Below are 18,310 nucleotides of genomic sequence, written 5' to 3'. Positions count from 1 at the left end.
CTCACCTCAAGGAAAAATCGGCACGGCCACCCTTGCCCTTGTCGTCATGCTCGACTTTGGGCGGCAGAAGGAAGACCCGCTCGGGTGGCACCTTGCCGCGCTCAACCAGCCAGGACTGCACGGCTTCAGCACGGCGGCCGGCCAGGGTCTTGATATCGTCATCGGTCGCTGGCAGGTTGGTGAGCATCAGCTTCTCCATTTCCTCGACCGGAAGATCCTTCTGCAAACCGACGACGTTACGCGGTTTCGGGAACTTGGCTTCCTTGTAGGCGCGTGTCAGGAAGGTTTTGTATTCCTCGGGGGGTATCTCGATTTCCTCGATTGATTTCCCTTCGCCGGCCTTTTTTAGGTCCTTCAGTTTCTCGGCCTTCATGGCGCGCTCGATGGCAACCCGCTTGACGCCTTCCTTGTCGGTTTCCGGGTCAGCGCGGCCGGTGATCTCCAGTTTCAGCGAATTACGCTCGACCAGCGCCTTGGCCAGGCTTTCCAGCTTTTTCGTCGCGGCGGCATCGAAGCCCGCCCGCCCGGCGGCGAATTCGACATTGGACAACTCTTCGCCGCCGCCGAACATCGAACCGAGCAACGCGAACGGCGATGTCACCGCCTTGACAAACAGATTGACGATGACCTTGACGACCAGACCGCCAATGGAGAATTGTGGGTCGTCGAGCGAACCCGAGATGGGCAGGTTCAGATCGATTTCGCCACGATTGTTCTTGAGCAGGGAGATGGCCAGATTGACCGGCAGCTTGGTCGCATCCGGGCTTTCCACCTTGTCGCCAAAGGTAAACTGATCAATGAACAGGCGGTTCTCGGCGGCCAACTGGTTGTTTTCCAGCTTGTAGGCAACATTGAGCGACAACTTTCCCTTCTCGATGGCGTAGCCGGCATACTTGCCCGAATAGGGAGAAAAGCCGGTCAGATCGACTCCGGTGATATCGGCTTTCAGGTCGAGATAGGTTTTGGCTGCCAGCGGATTCAGCTTGGCCAGGATCTGGACCGGTGCCGAATTGGCGTACCTGCCGCGCACCTCCATGTCGGCAACCGTATCGGCTGCCGATGACAGGCCGGTGATCCGCCCGCCCAGCTTGGCGAGGTTCACCGTGTAGTTCGGTTTGACGAAGAAATCCGAGAAATTGACCGTGCCGTTCTGCAAGGTGATCTTGGCGATCTTGATCGGAACCACCGGCTTGGCCGGTGCGGCGGCTGCCTTCGCCTCACCCTTGCCTGCGGCAGGCTGCTCGGTCGGCTTGGCGACAGCTTCGGCGCCTTCCGGCTTCCTGACGATGTCGGCGAGATTCAGCTTGCCCTCCTGATTGAGGATCAAGCGGGAGTAGAAATCGCTCAGCGCGATTTCGCCGATATTGACTGCCATCGGGTCGAGCCTGAAATCGATACCGCCGAAATAGAGCGATTTCCACTTCAGGAAATCGGCGCTGTTCGCCTTGTCCACCGCCACAAAGTCGCCCAGCGTGAAATTGCCCTTGTAGCCGGCTTTCAGTCCGACATTATCGAGCTTGGCCGTGGCCTCGCCCTTGTTCGAAATCTGCCCGCGATTGACCGAAACATTGAGGAACTGGCTGAAGTAGGGTTCGAGCGGGCCCAGCGGAATCGCCAGGGTCTCGACCTTGACCGCCACATCCAGCGGGAAGACCTGCAGACTGCCATCGACATTCAGGCTGCCCTTCTTGTTGACCTTGGTCTTCAACGCAATCCGTCCCTTCTGGTTGGGCTCGTTGGTCAAACCTTCGCCTGTGAGGCTGAAGCCGTCGATTTCCTGCACGGCATTCGGTTGGGTCGTCTGGTCCTCGAAACGGAAGCCGAGATCCTCTACAGCCAGTTTGCCCACCTTGCCGATCCAGGGTTTCTCATCGCCGGCCTTGGTATCCGTCGCGCGAATCGTTTTCAGGATCGGCGAGCTGACCCACTCGATCCTGCCTGCCTTGTTGCGCACCATGCGCGCCCGTGCACCCGCATTGAGCACCTCGGCGATATCGATACGATGCCCGGGCAAATCAATCTTGATACCCTTCACCGACATTTTCTCGACGCGGAAACGTTCGCCGAGATCGACCTGATAGCCGACCTCGGCAATTTCTATCGGATCGACCAGCTTGCTATCCACCTTGCCGACCGTAGCGTGAATATTCCGTACCTCGCCGACCACAGGCACCGCATTGGACTCGTCCTGCCAGCGCAGCAAGCCCTTGGTCAGCGCGAACTCACCCAACGTCCAGGCGAAGGGCTTGGCCGGCGCAGCCTGTGGCTCAGGCTTTTCCGGTACCTTGGCGGCCATTTTTTCCAATACCCGGAAAACATTGAACTCGCCCTGCTTGGTCACCGCCAGGCTGAACACCGGACCATCAAGCCCGACGCGTTTGATTGCCGCCAGGCGATTGATCGGATCGATATTGTCGAGCTCTATATCGAGCCGTTTCCAGGCGACAAGCGGAGCCGCATTGGTCTCGGTCAGATCCAGGCCCGAGACATGCGCCGCCCCAACGATCGAAACGGAATAAACCTGGTCTGAAGTCTCCTTGAACATGGCCTTCATTTCCGTATCGAGCGTTCCGGCTGCCAGTCTGAACGGCAGCGACTCGGGAAGATAAGGCTGCAGAACGGCCAGATCGAAACGGTCCAGATCGAGATTCAAGTGGCTTTCATGCGTCGTCGAAAACGGCTTGCTCTCCCCGCTGAGCGCCAGCGGGGCGCCGTTGATACTGGCCGAGAACGACGGATTGACCAACACTTCGGCCTGATACGGCAGGCTGGACACGAAGGGCAGCGCCAGATTGATGTCGCTGATCGTATGCACCTTGCCTTTCGGCTGATCGTCGAACACGATCTTGCCGTCGATCAGCTGGATGTTGTTCAGTGAGAAACGCGGCGTGCCGGTATCCGGCTCGTCCTTGGGCTTCATCCACTCGTCGAGCAGGTCCGAAATGTCGTAACGACCGTCGGCCACGCGCGCTATCGCGACGCGCAAACCCTGGAGACGAATCTCGTCGACGACGGCAGCCAGCTTGAACAGCGACGCCGACGACAGATTGACGAAAAGCTCGTCGAAACCCGCCACTTCCTTGCCTCCCTCGGTCTTGATCGACAAGCCGCTGACCCGGGCGGACAGCGCATAGGGGTTGATGGCAATCTGTTCGATGCTGACTTCGCGGTGCAGCTGCTGCGAGAGCTGCTTGAGCAAAATGCTCTTTACGAGCGGTGGCGCGGCAAAATACCCGAAAGCACCGAAAACAAGCAGAAATATCAGCAGCCACTTCCCGATATTCTGGCTACGCCGGGATTTGAGCGCATCAGAAAAGCGTGACATTGTCACTGAATGATTCGCCCCCTGCTCCACCATGATATTCTGCCTCTATTGCTCTGGATTCCAGTATCTAGCATACCAGTAACACATCTCCGTATAAGCACAAACGTATGAAGTGGTTGATTGACGAAATAGACGCCCTACTAAACCAACTCAAGCGCTGGCAAACCTGGCTGGGCATCGGATTGATTGGCACCTTTGCCAGTCTTGCCTATCTGGTGGCGACCTTTGCCTTTAAAACCGATGCCATTCTTGTCTTCATGCGCCGTACGGGTGCTTCCTGCCGGGAAATGACCAACGGCACCATCATCGCCATGTTCTTTGGCATGATCTTTTTTGCCTTTTCAACCATACTGACTCTTGGCGAAGTGCAGCGCTATCTGCAATACAAGCAACGTGCCGCCCATCATCAAACCCGGCAATCCCTGGTATGGGGAGTCGTCTGGGGCATGATTGCGGTGAGCATTGCGATGGGCGCACTGGTTTTCTTCAGTCAGTATTGCCGTTAGACTGAGACGAATAGCGTTCGCGGCCTCTCCATGAAAATACTCATTGTCGAAGACAGCCGATCCACCCATTCGCTGCTCAAGCAGTACGTCGAACGCTGCGGGGCGCTCGCCATCGATGCCCAAAACAGCGAAGTCGCGCTCGAGCTTTTCGCCAGCGAAGCTCCCGACCTCATCCTCCTCGACATTACCTCACCCCACATCGAAGGCCTGGCGCTCACACGCCGGATAAGGGCCACGGAAAAACCGGGCGAATGGACACCGATCATCTTCCTGTCGACAAACGGGCAAGACGATGACATTGAGAAAGGCATCGCCGCCGGCGGTGATGACTACCTGCTGAGTCCGATCAGCGAAATCGCCCTGGGTGCCAAGATTCGCGCCATGCAGCGCCTCGTCCTGATGCGCACATCGCTCCTTTCGCTGACGCGCAAGCTCGATGCCGCCAATCAGGAACTGACCCGCATCTCGTCCAGCGATAGCCTGACCGGGATCGCCAATCGGCGCTACTTCGAGGAAGCCCTGTCGGTTGAATGGCGGCGTGCCCGTCGCCACTCCAACCCAGTTGCCTTGCTGATGTGCGATGTCGATTATCTGAAGCTGTACAACGACACCTATGGTCGAACCGCCGGTGACGCTTGCTTGCGCAAGCTTGCCGCCATCATCAGCCGACACTCGGAACGCCCCTCGGACACTGTCGCCCGCTACGGGGGAGAAGAGTTTGCAGTCATCCTGGCAGAAACGAGTATCGGCGGCGCGTTGATGGTTGCCGAGAAAATCCGCAGCGGCGTTCTGGAATTGAACATTCCCCATCCGGCGTCGCCATTCGGCCAGGTTACCCTGAGTATTGGCATCGCCTCCGCCGCACCGGGTTTCGACAACCCGCCGGACGACCTGATTCAAGCAGCCAACAAGGCCCTTTACCGCGCGAAGCAGGAAGGTCGAGACCGTATCTGCCGTGCGGATGCCGCTTGACCGGTATGGCAAAACGCAGAATATCCATCCTCATTGCCGACGATAACGACATGATGCGAAGCGTCTTGCGGGGGATGCTACGCCATGAGGAATACGATGTAGTCGGCGAGGCGCGCAACGGGCTGGCCGCCGTCGACATGGTCGGTCGCCTCAAGCCGGACATCGTTTGCATGGACGTCCTGATGCCGGAGAAGAACGGCATCGAAGCGCTTGCCGAGATCAAGGCAGCACAGCCGAACGTCGAGGTCATCATGGTGACCGGCAGCTCCGATCCGGAAACTGTGCAGGAGTCGATACAAAACGGTGCCAGCGGCTTCATCATCAAGCCATTCAACGCGGCCCGGGTGCTCGATACGCTGGCCAAGGCCAGCAGCCGCATCCTGCAGAAGAAACCCTAAAACCCGTTTCTCCAAGCGCGTATTGCCGTAAACACCGAAGTCCGGTCGCGAGCGGCTGCACCATGCTGCAACGCTGCCTCGATCATTGCCGGTTCGCTGCAGCGCAGGAAGGGATTGGTCTCCTTTTCCTCGCCCAAGGTCGACGGAACGCTGGGCAGGCAGGCGCCACGCAGCGAAGCCACCCGCTCCGCCCGAGCCTGCAAGGCGGCGTTGTCCGGCTCGACGGCCAGCGCAAAACGCAGATTCATCTCGGTGTATTCGTGGGCGCAGTAAATCCGCGTCGCGTCCGGCAAGGCGGCAATACGCTCGAGCGAGCCCGACATCTGTTCGGGCGTTCCTTCGAACAGGCGCCCGCAACCGGCGCCGAACAGGGTATCGCCGCAAAACAGGCACCCTTCTGTAAGGTAGGCCAGATGCCCGAGCGTATGTCCGGGGACGGCCATCACCGAGACCGGAGAACCGAGAATCTCGATGGTTTCACCCCCGTATAAGGGGTGCGTGCAGCCTGTGATAGACTCGTTGCCCGGTGCATGGACCCTGACCGGACCGCGTGCGACCAACTCGGCGACACCTCCCTGATGATCGGCATGATGATGCGTGATCAGGATGCCTTCGAGACTCAGCCCGTCGGCCTCCAGCCTGGCGAGCACGGGAGCCGCGTCGCCAGGGTCGACGACGACAGCGCGCTTGCCCCGGGTCAGCAGCCAGATGTAATTGTCCTTGAATGCGGGAATGAACGACACGTCAAACATGCCGGAACTATCGAGCGACTCGCCCCGGATGTCAATTCCCGGTCTCGATCGCTGGCTCGCATCGGCCGCCGGCCGCTCCGTGCTCGACTGGGAACTGGGGCAGGTCGACCGCATGCTCACGGATATCTTCGGCTACCACGCACTGCAGATCGGCTTGCAGCAAGTCGACTATCTGCGTGCCAATCGCATTCCACTGCGCCAGAAAGGCGGCGATACGGTCGGTAGCGATTTCCTGTGCGATTTCAACGCCCTGCCGATCGCCTCGAACAGCACCGATCTGCTCGTCCTGCCGCACGTTCTGGAGTTCAGTGACGAGCCGCATCAGATTCTGCGCGAGGTCGAACGCATCCTGATTCCGGAAGGCCAGGTCGTCATCGTCGGATTCAATCCCCTGTCGCTGTGGGGGTTGAAGCGCCGTTTCGACCGGAGTGGCGAATACCCCTGGAATGGTAGCTACCTGTCGATGAACCGTCTCAAGGACTGGCTGAAACTGCTGGGATTCGAGATTGCCCAAGGCAGTCAGGGTTGCTGCATTCCGCCGCTGGAGCGGCTGCATTGGCTCCGGCAATGGCAGACCCTCGACCAGCCCGGCGATCGATGGTGGAACATATCGGGCGGCGTCTACGTGCTGCACGCCATCAAGCGCATGCACGGCATGCGTCTGATCACCCCGAACTGGAAGAAAAAACCGGTGCGCGCCAAGGCGCTGCGCCCCATTACGCAAAAAGAAACACATGGCCACTGAAGACATCATAGAAATTTTTACCGACGGCGCCTGCAAGGGCAATCCCGGCCCCGGCGGCTGGGGCGCCATCCTGCGCTCCGGACCGCATGAAAAGGAGTTGTGGGGCGGCGAGAAGGAAACCACCAACAACCGCATGGAACTCACCGCCGCGATTCGCGGACTGGAAGCGCTGAAACGCCCGGTCGTCGGCAAGGTCTATACCGACTCGCAATACGTGCTGAAAGGCATCAGCGAGTGGATTCACGGCTGGAAGCGCAACGGCTGGAAGACTTCGGACAAGAAGCCGGTCAAGAATGCCGACCTGTGGCAAACCCTTGATGCCTTGGTTCGCCAGCACAAGCTGGAATGGATCTGGGTCAAGGGCCATGCCGGCCACCCGGAAAACGAACGCGCCGATGCCCTGGCCAATCGCGGCATCGACGACCTGAAGAAATAAGGAAAGACCATGCGCCAGATCGTCCTCGACACCGAAACCACCGGCCTTGACCCGCGCTCGGGTCACCGCATCATCGAAGTCGCCTGTATCGAGATGGAAAACCGACGCCTGACCGGCCGCCATCTGCACAAATACGTCAACCCGGAACGCGAGATCGATGCCGGCGCCCAGGCCGTGCACGGCATTACGCTGGAATTCCTGGCCGACAAGCCGAAGTTCGCCGACATCGTCGACGAGTTCCTGGAGTTCATCAGCGGCGCCGAACTGGTCATCCACAACGCGCCTTTCGACATCGGCTTCCTCAATGCCGAACTGCGCCGCCTCGACCGCGTGCCAGTCGAAACCATCTGCGATGGCGTGACCGATACGCTGAAGATGGCCAAGGAACTGCACCCGGGCAAGCGCAACAGCCTGGATGCCTTGTGCGAACGCTACGAGATCGACAACTCGACGCGTACCCTGCACGGCGCCTTGCTCGACACGGAACTGCTGGCCGATGTCTTCCTGGCCATGACCCGGGGTCAGAACACCCTGATGATCGAGCCCGATACCGCACCACGCCCGAACATCGGCGCCGATGGCCAGGTTCGCGAGCGCAAGCCGCTGCTTGTGCGCCGCGCCACCGAGGATGAGTTGGCCGAGCATGAGCGCACCCTTGCCGCCATCGACAAGGAATCGAAAGGCGCCTGCCTCTGGCTGCCCAAGGCCGAAGCCTGAACCGACAGGCGCCGTTCAGCCGGTAGTCAGCGTTTCGGCGCCGTCGAACAAGGCCAGCGCCAGTGCTCCTTCGCGGTTGACAACCGCTTCGACAAAAGCCTCGGCATCGCACAGGCTGCGAAACGCCTCGAAACCGCGGAAGAGAAAGGCGTGTAGTTCGCCGAGCCCGGCCATTTGCGCCGGACTATGCATCATCTTCAACAAGCCGCGCAGGAGCGGCTTCCTGGCCAAGGCATCCAGCGCGAATCCGGTTTCTCCGATCAGGCGAATCTGCGCCAGGCGGGCCGGGCGCTCGCCGACCTTGCGATACCCCGCCGCGTAGCTGGCCTCGTCCAGCTCGCCATCAAGCTTGCGCCCCAGAGCGCGAACCATGGCCGCATCGAGACGCTCGGACAGCGCATCGACCTCGACGGCCAACAACAGCGTTCGCAACCCCGACAGCGGCAGCATCGACGTCATCAGCGGCAGGATGCGCTCGACCTCGGCATCGCGCTCGCTGAGATCCTTGGGGCCGTACAGATCGCTGAGGAAAAAAGCAGCAGCCTGTCGCGAATCGGCATCGGCGAGCAGGTCGGCGTGGGTGCGCGCCAAGCGCACCGACTGGAAGGCGCGCAGACGATCCCGGCGCGCGGCGACGACCGGATCGGCGGCTGCGGCACGCCGCAAGCTGCGGGCTTCGTTAAGGAACCGCGCCAATTCGGCGGCACAGGCCGCCCGATCGGCTGCGTCATGATCGTGATGGCTCATGCCATCATTATCGGCCTTCAGTTCGCCCGGGTTTAGAAGCAATTACCTAACCGTGACTGCCCCGGCCGACTAAACTGAACACGGCAGCAGCCTTGCCCGTTGCATTCGCCACGACTTTTTCCAGCAGGTGAAATCCGATGTCCGATTCCCCCAGCCTGATCGTCACGCAGGAAGGCCTGCAAGCCGCATTCGACCGTGCGCATACAGCAAGCCGGCAGGACATGATGCCCGCTGCGGCCGAGCGCCGATGCCGCCTCGATGCGCTGGAGGCGCTGCTGCAGGATCATCGCGACCGTCTCGCCGATGCCGTAGCCGCCGATTTCGGCCATCGCTCGCGGCATGAGACCCAGCTGCTGGAGTTCTTCCCGACGCTTGAGGGGATTCGCCATGCCCGCAGGCACCTGCAACGCTGGATGGCGCCACGCCGCCGCCCGGTGTCGCTGTGGTTCCAGCCCGGGCGGGCCGAGTTGCGGCCGCAGCCGCTCGGCTGCGTCGGCATCGTTACCCCGTGGAACTATCCGATCTATCTGGCAACCGGGCCGCTGACCGCCGCCTTCGCTGCCGGCAACCGTGCCCTGCTCAAGATGTCCGAATTCACGCCGGCGACCGCTGCCGCCTTGGCCGATCTGGCAAGCCGCTATTTCAGCCGTGACGAACTTGCCGTGGTTGGCGGCGATCAGTCGTTGGCGACTGCGTTTACTGCCCTGCCTTTCGACCATCTGCTCTTCACCGGATCGACGGCGGTCGGCCGCCAGGTGATGCGGGCGGCAGCCGCCAACCTGACACCAGTCACGCTGGAACTCGGCGGCAAGTCGCCGGCGCTGATCGCGCCAGGCTACCCGAGCGCCGCCGCAGCCGCCCGCATCCTCGCCGGCAAGTGCCTGAACGCCGGCCAGACCTGCATAGCACCAGATTACGTGCTGCTGCCCGCCGATACATTGCCGGCCTTCGTCCAGGCCGCCCGCCAGTTGGTCACCACCCGTTACCCGGACCTGGCGAGCAATCCCGACTACTCGGCCATCATCAACGACCGCCATTGGCAACGACTGGACAGCCTGCTCGCCGATGCCCGCAGCCGGGGCGCCGAGATCGTCCCGCTCTGCGAAAGCAGCGATGTGTCAAGGCGCCGCCTGCCGCCGACGCTGATCCTCAATCCGAGCGACGACATGCGGGTGATGCAGGAAGAGATTTTCGGCCCCTTGCTGCCGGTGCTCACCTACCGCACGCTCGACGAGGCCCTCGCTTACATCAACGCCCACGACCGTCCCCTGGCGCTCTATCTCTTCGACCGCGAGCCCGCCCGCATCCGGCGCGTGCTCGACGGCACCATCGCCGGCGGCGTCACGGTCAACGACACCATCCTCCACATCGCCCAGGACGAACTGCCCTTCGGCGGCATCGGACCGAGCGGCATGGGCCACTATCACGGCCAGGCCGGGTTCGACACCTTCTCGAAGCTGAAACCGGTATTTCATCAATCGCGCCTCAACGCGATGCGCCTGTTCGACCCGCCTTACGGCGCACTGTTCGAGCGCATGCTGAAAGTCCTGCTGCGATGACCACGCGCCGCCAGTTTCTGCAGACCGGCCTGGCCGGCGGACTCCTGCTCAATATCGCCGGCTGCACGCGGCCATCGGCCAACGGTCGGCGCGGCACGGTGATTGCCGCCATCGCTCCGGTCATGCTTGCCGGCGCCCTCGGCCAGGAAGAGAGGGAAGCCGCCATCGCCCGCACCGTTGCTGGCGTCGAAACGGCGATTGCCGGACTCGCCCTCCCCGTGCAAGAGGAGATCGGCGAATTGTTCGATCTGCTCGCCTTCACCCCCACCCGTGCGCTCGCCGCCGGGCTGTGGACGGACTGGGCGCAAGCCACGCCCGGCGAGATCCGTGCCTTCCTCGAAAACTGGCGGCATAGTCGCTTCGACCTGCTCAAGTCGGGCTACGCCGCGCTTCATGACCTGATTTTCGGCGCCTGGTACGCCATCCCTGAAAACTGGCCGGGCATCGGCTACCCCGGCCCGCCCGAGGTGAAATGATGAACGATCCCTTCCGCGAAGGCCTTGCTGCCGGCTGGCGCCATATCGATGCCTCGACCTTGGACGGGCCGCTCGACGTCGAGGCCGATGTCGTCATCGTCGGCAGCGGCGCCGGCGGCGGCGTAACGGCAGAAATCCTGACCAATACGGGCTTGAAGGTGATCATCGTCGAAGAAGGCCCACTGCGCACCAGCAGCGATTTCCACATGCGCGAAAGCGATGCCTACCCGGCGCTCTACCAGGAATCGGCGGCACGCAAAACCGCCGACAAGGCGATCAACATCCTGCAGGGCCGCTGTGTCGGCGGTTCGACCACGGTCAACTGGACCAGCAGCTTCCGCACGCCGCCCGCCACGCTGCACTGGTGGCAGACCGCCCACGGCCTGCGCAGCCTGACGGTCGAAGCCCTGGCCCCGTGGTTTTACGCCATGGAAATGCGCCTGCATATCGGCACCTGGCCGGTGGCGCCCAATGCCAACAACAGCCTGCTGGCAGCCGGCGCGGCCAAGCTGGGCATCCCGACCCACCCGATGCGGCGCAACGTCAAGCGCTGCTGGGATCTCGGCTACTGCGGCATGGGCTGCCCGACCAACGCCAAACAATCGATGCTGCTGACCACGCTACCGGTCGCCCTGAGCAAGGGCGCGACGCTTTACTCGCGGTTGCGCGCCGAACGCTTGGTCTTCGCCGGCCGGCGCGTCGACTACCTTGAGGCGCAAGCGCTCGCCGCCGACGGCCTGCACCCCGGGGCGGCCCGCATCAAGCTGCGCGCCCGTCATGTCGTTCTCGCCGGCGGGGCCATCAACTCACCGGCCCTGCTCCTGCGCAGCAAGGCCCCCGACCCGGCCGGACTGACCGGAACGCGCACCTTCCTGCATCCGACGGTGATCTCCTCGGCCCTTTTCGACGCTCCGGTACGCGCCCACGCCGGGGCACCGCAATCGGTCTACTCGGATCACTTCCTGGACGACCTGCCCATCGATGGGCCGCTCGGCTACAAGCTGGAGGTGCCGCCATTGCACCCGGTTCTCTTCGCGACCACCCTGCAAGGCTGGGGAGAAAGCCATCGCCGGCTGATGGAACAGTTCGACCGCTGCCAGACCGTCCTTGCCCTGCTGCGCGACGGTTTTCATCCGGACAGCCGCGGCGGCCGGGTTCGCCTGCGCGACGACGGCTCGCCGCTGCTCGATTACCCGCTCAACGATCCGATCTGGGACGGCGTCCGCCGCGCCCTGATAACGATGGCGGAAATCCAGTTCGCCGCCGGCGCCCGCTGGGTGACGCCGGTGCATGAAACAGCACCGGGCTGGAGCAACTGGCGCGACGCCAAGGCCGGCCTCGCCGCGCTGCCGCTGGCGCCGCTCGTCTGCCGCATGGTCAGCGCCCATGTCATGGGCGGCTGCGCCATGGCCGACAGCCCGGAACGCGGGCTGACCGACGACAGCGGCCGCCACTTCCACGTCGACAACCTCTCGATCCACGACGGTTCCGTATTCCCGACCAGCATTGGTGCCAATCCGCAACTTTCCATCTACGGACTGGTCGCCCGCAATGCCTCGCTACTCGCCGCCAGCTTGACGGGAAGGCCGAAACCCGCGATTCTCTGACGGCTATGGTTCCTCTCGCCCTGTTGTTCTGGCTGGTGGTCGAATTCGCCACCTACGTCAATCTCGCCCGCTACTTCTTTGCCCTGCCGCTTGCCGAGGCCCTGCTCCCCGCCACGGGAGCGTTGCTCGGCCTGCGCCTCGGCATTGTCGCCATCACCTGGGCCTTCGCCTGGGCCTATCCGTCGCCGGCGCCGAAGCTGCCCCCGGTGCGTTACGCCGGCATGCTGCTCGGCGAATACCTCGCCTTCATCGCCCATTTCATCCTCGTCCTGCCCTTCGAGCGCCTATGGATGCCGGCCGACAGACTGCTCCCCGGACGCCCGACCCTGCTCCTGGTCCACGGCTATGGCTGCAGCCGCGGCGTCTGGTGGTTCATTCGCCGCCGCCTCGAAGCGGCCGGCTACAACGTCGCCAGCGTCAGCCTCGTGCCGCCCTACACCAGCGTCGGCAAGCTGGTACCGCAACTGCATGCACGCATCGAGGCTGTCGTCGCTGCCGCCGGCGTGCAACAGGTGACCTTGATCGCGCACAGCATGGGCGGCCTGGTTGCACGCTCCTACCTGGCACGCCACGGCATAGCCCGCGTGAACCGCTTGATCACGCTGGCCTCGCCACACCAAGGCAGCGAACTGGCGCGCATCGGCATAGGTCAGAATGCGCGGGAAATGGAACCGGGCTCACATTGGCTGCACGATCTTGGAGCAGAGCCGGTCAAGATTCCTTTCGTTTCAGTCCGCACGCCGCACGACAACTATGTCATGCCGCAGGACAACCAGCGCCTGCCGGAGGCCCGCGATGTCGAGCTGCCAGGCATCGGCCATCTGGCCTTGCTGCTTTCCGGGCGCACGGCCGATCTATTGATCCAGCTGTGCGGCGAACCCCTGCCGCGCCCGCCCGTACCGATCCGATACTGAGTCAGAGCAGCGCCAACACTTCCGCGCCGTGATCCGAACAGTCCGGATCGCGGATGATGGCAGCGATTTTTCCAGCCTCGTCGATCAGGAAAGTCACCCGTTCGGCGACACCCGCCGCCTGCCGCAGCAAACCGCCGATCCCGCTGCCGGCAACGCCATAGGCCTTGGCCACCGCCAGGCCGCCATCCGCCAGCAAGGGAAAATCGAGCCTGTATTTATCGCTGAAAAGCCGGTGTGAATCGGCATCCTGCGCCGAAACACCGAGAATCTCAGCCCCCCGGGCCCGGATCGCCGCATGTGTGTCGCGCAGGCTGCAGGCTTGGCGGGTACAGCCGGGCGTGTCATCCATCGGGTAAAAATACAACACCAGCTTGCGCCCGCGATAGGCGGCCAGCGACACAGTAGCGCCATCGGTGACGGTACCGGTGAAGTCGGGAGCCGCATCGCCAAGCTGCAGTTGCGTCGCCATCAGAAATAAATACCGCGCATGAACTGCTGGAAGGCGATCTGATCGGCCGATGGTATCGACGGAAGCAGTCCGGCCTCCTTGTGTTGCGCAGCACCGGAATCGGGGAACATGCGGAAGGTGGTGTTCATGATGATCTGCGCGACGCGCGGCACGAGCGCATGCAGCACCTGGCCGGTAATCCCCAGGCGGGTCGCGACGCGCACCGGCTTGTGCACGATGGCATCGCAGATCAGGTCGGCCGCCTCTTCCGGCGTCAGCGTCGGAACGTGCTCATAGAGCTTGGTCGGCGCGATCATCGGCGTCTTGACCAAGGGCATGTTGATGGTCGTGAAAGTGATGCCACGATCGGCAAATTCCGAGGCGGCACAACGTGTCCAGGCGTCGAGCGCCGATTTAGAGGCGACGTAGGCCGAAAAACGCGGCGCATTGGTCAGCACCCCGATCGACGAAATATTGATGATGTGGCCCCGCTTCTGCACCGACATCCGGGGCAGCACGCTCATGCTGACGCGCAGCGCGCCGAAGTAATTGATCTGCATGGTGCGCTCGAAATCGTGAAAGCGGTCGTAGGAATTCTCGATCGCCCGTCGAATCGAGCGGCCGGCGTTGTTGACCAGCACCTCGACGGAGCCGTGAATTTCCAGCACTTTGGCCGTTGCCGCTTCCGCCTCGGCCATGTCGGACAGATCGGCAACATAAGCATGCAGGGTCAAGCCATCTGCGGCGAACTCGGCGACAACCTCGTCGAGCTGCGCCTTGTCGTTGGCAATCGTGACAACCACGGCGCCCGCTTCCGCCAATTTGCGCGCCAGCGCCTTGCCGATACCCGACGATGCGCCCGTGACCAGGACTACCTTGCCGCCGACCTGCCCGCGCAGGCTGCGGTCGATGAACAGATCGGGATCAAGATGGCGCTCCCAGTAATCCCACAGCCGCCAGGCGTAGCTGTCGAGCGTCGGCACCGTAATCCCCGTTCCCTTGAGAACGCGCGTCGTTTCCCGGCAATCGAAACGGGTCGGGTAATTGACGAACTGGAACATGTCGTCGGGCAGGCCGAGATCCTTCATCACCGCGTGGCGGATGCGGCGTACCGGCGTCAGCGCCAGCAACGCCTTGCGCATGTGGCGCGGAATGAAGCCAAACAGCGCGGCATTGATACGCATGGTCATTTCCGGCGCATGCGCGGCGCGGGCGAAGGTATTGAGCAGGTCGCCGACGCGCATCGGCTGCGGATCGACGAGATGGAAGCATTTGCCGTCCTCGCCCCTCAGGTGGGCGATGTGATCGACCGCCGCGACGACGAAATCCACCGGCACGACGTTGATGCGCCCCCCCTCGATGCCGATGGTCGGCATCCACGACGGCAGCATCTTGCGCATTTTCTGGATCAGCTTGAAGAAGTAATAGGGGCCGTCGATCTTGTCCATCTCGCCGGTGCGCGAATCGCCGACGACGATGGCCGGCCGGTAGATGCGCCACGGAATGCCACACTCACGGCGGACAATACCCTCCGAATCGTGCTTGGTTCGGAAATACGGATGCTCCAGCCCTTCGGCCTCTTCGAACATGTCCTCGCGGAACAAGCCTTCGAACAGGCCGGCCGAAGCGATCGAGCTGAACAGGTGAAAATGCCTGGCGCCGATGGCTTCGGCAAAGCGAACGGTATTGCGCGTGCCATCGACATTGACGCGCAACTGGCTCTCGGCGTCGGCCGACAGATCGTAGATCGCGGCCAGATGGAAAAAATGCGTCGTCTTTTTGCCCAACTTCTTTCGGTCGGCCGCCGACACGCCGAGCAGGTCTTCGGTCAGATCGCCGACTACCGGCCTCACCCGGGCATGGTCGCAACCCCAGAAAGCATACAGTTCATCCAGACGCTCCCGCTCGCTGTCGCGGACCAGGATAAAGATCGTGCTGCCTTCGCGTTCAAGCAATTTGGCAACCAGACGCCGGCCGATGAAACCGGTTGCACCCGTCATGAAATACTGCATCTCTTGTCTCCTGTTTTTTATCTGCTCATCATCTCATTCTAGAGGACATCCACTAGAAAATTAGTGTGCCTCCTCTAGTCACCTGGCCTAAACTGAGCACATGAACGAAGCTTGCTTCGTTGCCGGAAACCACCACGCGAGGAGTAGATCATGGTCAAGAAATTCAAAGCCTTATCTGAAAATCAACTGGCCCAGACCGTCAAGGATTCCGCCCAGCAAATCTGGCTGGCTGGCCTGGGAGCCTTTGCCAAGGCCCAGGAAGAAGGCAACAAGGTCTTCGATGCCCTGGTCAAGGAAGGCGAGACCATCCAGCAGAAAACCCGCAAGGCGGCTGACGAAAAAATTGCTGTCGTCGCCGGCAAGGCAGCCGGCACCTGGGACCGTCTGGAACAGGTGTTCGAGGACCGCGTCGCCAAGGCGCTGGGTGGTTTGGGCGTGCCTACCAAGAAGGACATCGACAAGCTGTCCAAGCGCGTTGCCGAGTTGACCACCGTTGTCCAGAAACTGACCGAGGCGCAGGAAGCTGCCGAAAAGGCCGCCGCCAAGCCGGCAGCGAAGTCGGCGCCCCGGGCAGCTGCCAAACCGGCTGCCAAGCCTGTCGCCGCCAAAGCAGCCGCCCCGAAAGCGACGCCGGCCAAAAAGCCGGCCAAGTCCAAAAGTGCAGCCCCGGCCACCACTGCTGATGCCACTACTGGTCCGGCAACTGCTTCCTGAGTAGGCCACACGCCGCTGGCTTGCCGGTGGCGTGCCTGAATAACCGAGATGCCCGGCCACGACCGGGCGTCCGTCACCCGGAGGAAGACGATTGTCGCGCATAGGCATCGCCCTGGCCGGCGGAGGTCCGCTTGGCGGCATCTATGAAGTCGGCGCCTGTACCGCGCTGGAAGAGGCCATAGACGGCCTGACCATGACGCAGGCCGATTGTTTTGTCGGCGTCAGCTCCGGCAGTTTCATCGCCGCCGCGCTCGCCAACGGTTTTTCCCCCGAGAAGCTTGCCCATATCCTGCTCGACGACGCGGCCACGGTGTTCGACCCGCGGCTACTGCTGCGCCCCGCTTTCCGCGAGTATTTCAATCGCCTGCTCAGTGTGCCGCAGCTGGCTGGCGATTCCCTGTTGAGCTGGCTGCGCGACCCGCTGCATCACGGGCTGTTCGAGTCCTTCCAGCAACTCTCGCACGCCATTCCCACCGGGATTTTCGATAATCACGGCATCGACCTGATGCTGCGCCGGCTGCTTACCGCACGCGGCCGCACCAACGATTTCCGCGCGCTGCGCCACCGGCTGTTCCTCGTCGCCACCGAACTCGACTCCGGCGAATCCGTCGCCTTTGGCAGCGCCGGACACGACGACATCCCGATTTCCACCGCCGTGCAGGCCAGCGCCGCCTTGCCCGGGTTGTTCCCGCCCGTCGAGATAAACGGCCGCCACTACGTCGATGGTGCCCTGATCAAGACCCTGCACGCCTCGGTCGCACTGCGTGCCGGAACCGAACTGCTTTTCTGCATCAACCCACTCGTCCCCTTCGATGCCGAATTGGCCGCTCGCCGCAATGCGCCGCACCCGCGCCACCTCAACGATGGCGGCTTGCCGGTCGTCCTCTCCCAGACCTTCCGCGCCATCATCCATTCGCGCATGCGCGTCGGCATGGATCGCTACCGCCACCAGTTCCCCGATGCTGACGTGCTGCTTTTCGAGCCCACCCAGGACGATGGCGAGATGTTCTTCACCAATGTCTTCAGCTATCGCGACCGGCGCCGCCTGTGCGAACACGCCTACCAGCGCACCCGCCAGGATCTGTACCGGCGCCGCCACGAGCTGATGCCGGTATTGCACCGGCACGGGCTGAGCCTCGACATCGCCGCGCTCAAGGATCACCGGCGCAGCCTGCTGCGGCGCCCCCGCCACAAATCCCGGGTCGCCATCGCGCAGACCACCCGGGCGCTCGACCACACGCTCGACGAACTGCAATCCTGGCTGGCACGGCGCGGAGCTGCCGGTTGATGTATCCTGAACGAATATCAACTCCGGCCGGGAGGGCGCGCATGAACGGAAAACCGCGCCGACGCACACGCGAGCGGATTGTCGAAACCGCCTTGCGCCTGTTCAACGACTTTGGCGAACCGAACGTCACGACGACAGTCATTGCCGACGAAATGGACATCAGCCCCGGCAATCTCTATTACCATTTCCACAACAAGGACGAGATCGTCAACGCGCTGTTCGGTGACTACGAGCGTGAGATCGGCGCCCTGCTCGGCGCCCCCGACCACCGTCCGCACGGGGTGGAGGACATCTGGCTCTTTCTGCACCTGCTGTTCGAAACAATCTGGAAATACCGCTTCCTCTACCGCGACATCAACGACCTGCTGACCCGCAACCGCCTGGTCGAAACGCACTTTCAGCGCATATTGGCGCAGAAGCAGGAAACGGGAATCACCATCTGTCGCGGCCTCGCCGCCTCCGGCCTGCTCGCCGCCACGCCAGCCCAGATTCCGGCCCTGGCCACCAACATGACGGTGGTGGCGACCTTCTGGCTATCTTACGAACATGCCCGCAATCCGCGCTGCGAACCGGACATCGGTCGCGGCATCTACCAGGTCATGTCGCTGGCCGCGCCTTACCTGCTGGGCGAAGCCCGCCACCTGCTGGAACAACTGTCGACCGCCTATCTCGATGCGCCGTGAACGAGGAAATC

At 62.5% G+C, this 18,310-nt stretch carries 18 protein-coding genes; 13 read left to right on the top strand and 5 right to left on the bottom strand.

From position 1 onward, the window contains the following. Position 1 precedes the first annotated feature (1 nt). Positions 2 to 3,325, bottom strand: a complete 3,324-nt coding sequence (locus AB6Q56_RS04885) for a DUF748 domain-containing protein (RefSeq protein ID WP_434516000.1) — start codon at positions 3,323 to 3,325, stop codon at positions 2 to 4. A 107-nt stretch (positions 3,326 to 3,432) separates the two neighbouring features. Here AB6Q56_RS04885 and AB6Q56_RS04880 point away from each other — a divergent pair, with 107 nt between their 5' ends. The 3 genes from AB6Q56_RS04880 to AB6Q56_RS04870 are packed head-to-tail and all read left to right on the top strand — an operon-like array spanning position 3,433 to position 5,201. After that, positions 3,433 to 3,831 (top strand): hypothetical protein, encoded by a 399-nt coding sequence (locus AB6Q56_RS04880; protein ID WP_434515999.1) that lies wholly within the window; start codon positions 3,433 to 3,435, stop codon positions 3,829 to 3,831. A gap of 30 nt (positions 3,832 to 3,861) precedes the next feature. Beyond that, the gene (locus AB6Q56_RS04875; RefSeq protein ID WP_434515998.1) at positions 3,862 to 4,803 is read left to right on the top strand and encodes a GGDEF domain-containing response regulator; all 942 of its coding nucleotides are present in this window, start codon (positions 3,862 to 3,864) and stop codon (positions 4,801 to 4,803) included. 50 nt (positions 4,804 to 4,853) lie between these two features. Further along, on the top strand, positions 4,854 to 5,201 hold the full coding sequence (locus AB6Q56_RS04870) for a response regulator (RefSeq protein WP_434515997.1): 348 nt from the start codon (positions 4,854 to 4,856) through the stop codon (positions 5,199 to 5,201). Here the strand turns inward: AB6Q56_RS04870 and gloB are convergent. After that, entirely contained in the window at positions 5,198 to 5,953 is a 756-nt protein-coding gene (gene gloB / locus AB6Q56_RS04865; protein ID WP_434515996.1) for a hydroxyacylglutathione hydrolase, read from the bottom strand. The two genes, AB6Q56_RS04870 and gloB, sit on opposite strands and share 4 nt — an antisense overlap. On the opposite strand from gloB, the gene AB6Q56_RS04860 reads away from it, so the two are divergent. The 3 genes from AB6Q56_RS04860 to dnaQ are packed head-to-tail and all read left to right on the top strand — an operon-like array spanning position 5,934 to position 7,851. Continuing rightward, positions 5,934 to 6,698, top strand: a complete 765-nt coding sequence (locus tag AB6Q56_RS04860) for a class I SAM-dependent methyltransferase (protein WP_434515995.1) — start codon at positions 5,934 to 5,936, stop codon at positions 6,696 to 6,698. The two genes, gloB and AB6Q56_RS04860, sit on opposite strands and share 20 nt — an antisense overlap. Then, entirely contained in the window at positions 6,688 to 7,134 is a 447-nt protein-coding gene (rnhA, locus tag AB6Q56_RS04855) for a ribonuclease HI (RefSeq protein WP_434515994.1), read from the top strand. Before AB6Q56_RS04860 ends, rnhA begins: the two co-directional genes overlap by 11 nt. A 9-nt stretch (positions 7,135 to 7,143) precedes the next feature. Continuing rightward, on the top strand, positions 7,144 to 7,851 hold the full coding sequence (gene dnaQ / locus AB6Q56_RS04850) for a DNA polymerase III subunit epsilon (protein ID WP_434515993.1): 708 nt from the start codon (positions 7,144 to 7,146) through the stop codon (positions 7,849 to 7,851). Between the two features lie 15 nt (positions 7,852 to 7,866). Here the strand turns inward: dnaQ and AB6Q56_RS04845 are convergent, their stop codons facing one another. Continuing rightward, positions 7,867 to 8,598, bottom strand: a complete 732-nt coding sequence (locus tag AB6Q56_RS04845; RefSeq protein WP_434515992.1) for an FFLEELY motif protein — start codon at positions 8,596 to 8,598, stop codon at positions 7,867 to 7,869. 137 nt (positions 8,599 to 8,735) lie between these two features. Here AB6Q56_RS04845 and AB6Q56_RS04840 point away from each other — a divergent pair, with 137 nt between their 5' ends. From AB6Q56_RS04840 to AB6Q56_RS04825, 4 genes are read left to right on the top strand one after another with little or no spacing between them, the layout of a single operon-like run. After that, positions 8,736 to 10,157: a coniferyl aldehyde dehydrogenase gene (locus tag AB6Q56_RS04840; protein WP_434515991.1), complete on the top strand. Its 1,422-nt coding sequence runs from the start codon at positions 8,736 to 8,738 to the stop codon at positions 10,155 to 10,157. After that, the gene (locus tag AB6Q56_RS04835; RefSeq protein ID WP_434515990.1) at positions 10,154 to 10,633 is read left to right on the top strand and encodes a hypothetical protein; all 480 of its coding nucleotides are present in this window, start codon (positions 10,154 to 10,156) and stop codon (positions 10,631 to 10,633) included. The genes AB6Q56_RS04840 and AB6Q56_RS04835 overlap by 4 nt, the downstream gene beginning before the upstream one ends. Continuing rightward, entirely contained in the window at positions 10,630 to 12,240 is a 1,611-nt protein-coding gene (locus tag AB6Q56_RS04830; protein ID WP_434515989.1) for a GMC family oxidoreductase N-terminal domain-containing protein, read from the top strand. Before AB6Q56_RS04835 ends, AB6Q56_RS04830 begins: the two co-directional genes overlap by 4 nt. Before the next feature lie 5 nt (positions 12,241 to 12,245). Continuing rightward, positions 12,246 to 13,154: an esterase/lipase family protein gene (locus AB6Q56_RS04825; RefSeq protein WP_434515988.1), complete on the top strand. Its 909-nt coding sequence runs from the start codon at positions 12,246 to 12,248 to the stop codon at positions 13,152 to 13,154. 1 nt (position 13,155) lies between these two features. On the opposite strand, the gene AB6Q56_RS04820 is transcribed toward AB6Q56_RS04825, so the two are convergent. Both AB6Q56_RS04820 and AB6Q56_RS04815 read right to left on the bottom strand, forming a co-directional pair. Beyond that, on the bottom strand, positions 13,156 to 13,623 hold the full coding sequence (locus AB6Q56_RS04820; RefSeq protein ID WP_434515987.1) for a peroxiredoxin: 468 nt from the start codon (positions 13,621 to 13,623) through the stop codon (positions 13,156 to 13,158). Further along, on the bottom strand, positions 13,623 to 15,614 hold the full coding sequence (locus tag AB6Q56_RS04815) for an SDR family oxidoreductase (protein ID WP_434515986.1): 1,992 nt from the start codon (positions 15,612 to 15,614) through the stop codon (positions 13,623 to 13,625). Before AB6Q56_RS04815 ends, AB6Q56_RS04820 begins: the two co-directional genes overlap by 1 nt. Positions 15,615 to 15,764: 150 nt before the next feature. On the opposite strand from AB6Q56_RS04815, the gene AB6Q56_RS04810 reads away from it, so the two are divergent. From AB6Q56_RS04810 to AB6Q56_RS04800, 3 genes are all read left to right on the top strand, one after another. Continuing rightward, positions 15,765 to 16,328 (top strand): phasin family protein, encoded by a 564-nt coding sequence (locus AB6Q56_RS04810; protein WP_434515985.1) that lies wholly within the window; start codon positions 15,765 to 15,767, stop codon positions 16,326 to 16,328. Positions 16,329 to 16,419: 91 nt separating this feature from the next. Further along, a complete protein-coding gene (locus AB6Q56_RS04805) occupies positions 16,420 to 17,616 on the top strand; it encodes a patatin-like phospholipase family protein (protein WP_434515984.1) in 1,197 nt (398 codons plus the stop codon). A gap of 41 nt (positions 17,617 to 17,657) precedes the next feature. After that, on the top strand, positions 17,658 to 18,299 hold the full coding sequence (locus AB6Q56_RS04800; RefSeq protein WP_434515983.1) for a TetR/AcrR family transcriptional regulator: 642 nt from the start codon (positions 17,658 to 17,660) through the stop codon (positions 18,297 to 18,299). Positions 18,300 to 18,310 lie beyond the last annotated feature (11 nt).

The sequence above is a fragment of the Dechloromonas sp. ARDL1 genome (assembly GCF_051122455.1).
GTDB lineage: Bacteria > Pseudomonadota > Gammaproteobacteria > Burkholderiales > Rhodocyclaceae > Azonexus.
This window is presented reverse-complemented; position numbering and strand designations above follow the sequence as displayed.

Coding starts and splice junctions, on each gene's coding strand:
- AB6Q56_RS04885 (WP_434516000.1), bottom strand. CDS start 3,325: ATGTCACGCTTTTCTGATGCGCTCAAATCCCGGCGTAGCCAGAATATC.
- AB6Q56_RS04880 (WP_434515999.1), top strand. CDS start 3,433: ATGAAGTGGTTGATTGACGAAATAGACGCCCTACTAAACCAACTCAAG.
- AB6Q56_RS04875 (WP_434515998.1), top strand. CDS start 3,862: ATGAAAATACTCATTGTCGAAGACAGCCGATCCACCCATTCGCTGCTC.
- AB6Q56_RS04870 (WP_434515997.1), top strand. CDS start 4,854: ATGATGCGAAGCGTCTTGCGGGGGATGCTACGCCATGAGGAATACGAT.
- AB6Q56_RS04860 (WP_434515995.1), top strand. CDS start 5,934: ATGAACGACACGTCAAACATGCCGGAACTATCGAGCGACTCGCCCCGG.
- gloB (WP_434515996.1), bottom strand. CDS start 5,953: ATGTTTGACGTGTCGTTCATTCCCGCATTCAAGGACAATTACATCTGG.
- rnhA (WP_434515994.1), top strand. CDS start 6,688: ATGGCCACTGAAGACATCATAGAAATTTTTACCGACGGCGCCTGCAAG.
- dnaQ (WP_434515993.1), top strand. CDS start 7,144: ATGCGCCAGATCGTCCTCGACACCGAAACCACCGGCCTTGACCCGCGC.
- AB6Q56_RS04845 (WP_434515992.1), bottom strand. CDS start 8,598: ATGAGCCATCACGATCATGACGCAGCCGATCGGGCGGCCTGTGCCGCC.
- AB6Q56_RS04840 (WP_434515991.1), top strand. CDS start 8,736: ATGTCCGATTCCCCCAGCCTGATCGTCACGCAGGAAGGCCTGCAAGCC.
- AB6Q56_RS04835 (WP_434515990.1), top strand. CDS start 10,154: ATGACCACGCGCCGCCAGTTTCTGCAGACCGGCCTGGCCGGCGGACTC.
- AB6Q56_RS04830 (WP_434515989.1), top strand. CDS start 10,630: ATGATGAACGATCCCTTCCGCGAAGGCCTTGCTGCCGGCTGGCGCCAT.
- AB6Q56_RS04825 (WP_434515988.1), top strand. CDS start 12,246: ATGGTTCCTCTCGCCCTGTTGTTCTGGCTGGTGGTCGAATTCGCCACC.
- AB6Q56_RS04820 (WP_434515987.1), bottom strand. CDS start 13,623: ATGGCGACGCAACTGCAGCTTGGCGATGCGGCTCCCGACTTCACCGGT.
- AB6Q56_RS04815 (WP_434515986.1), bottom strand. CDS start 15,614: ATGCAGTATTTCATGACGGGTGCAACCGGTTTCATCGGCCGGCGTCTG.
- AB6Q56_RS04810 (WP_434515985.1), top strand. CDS start 15,765: ATGGTCAAGAAATTCAAAGCCTTATCTGAAAATCAACTGGCCCAGACC.
- AB6Q56_RS04800 (WP_434515983.1), top strand. CDS start 17,658: ATGAACGGAAAACCGCGCCGACGCACACGCGAGCGGATTGTCGAAACC.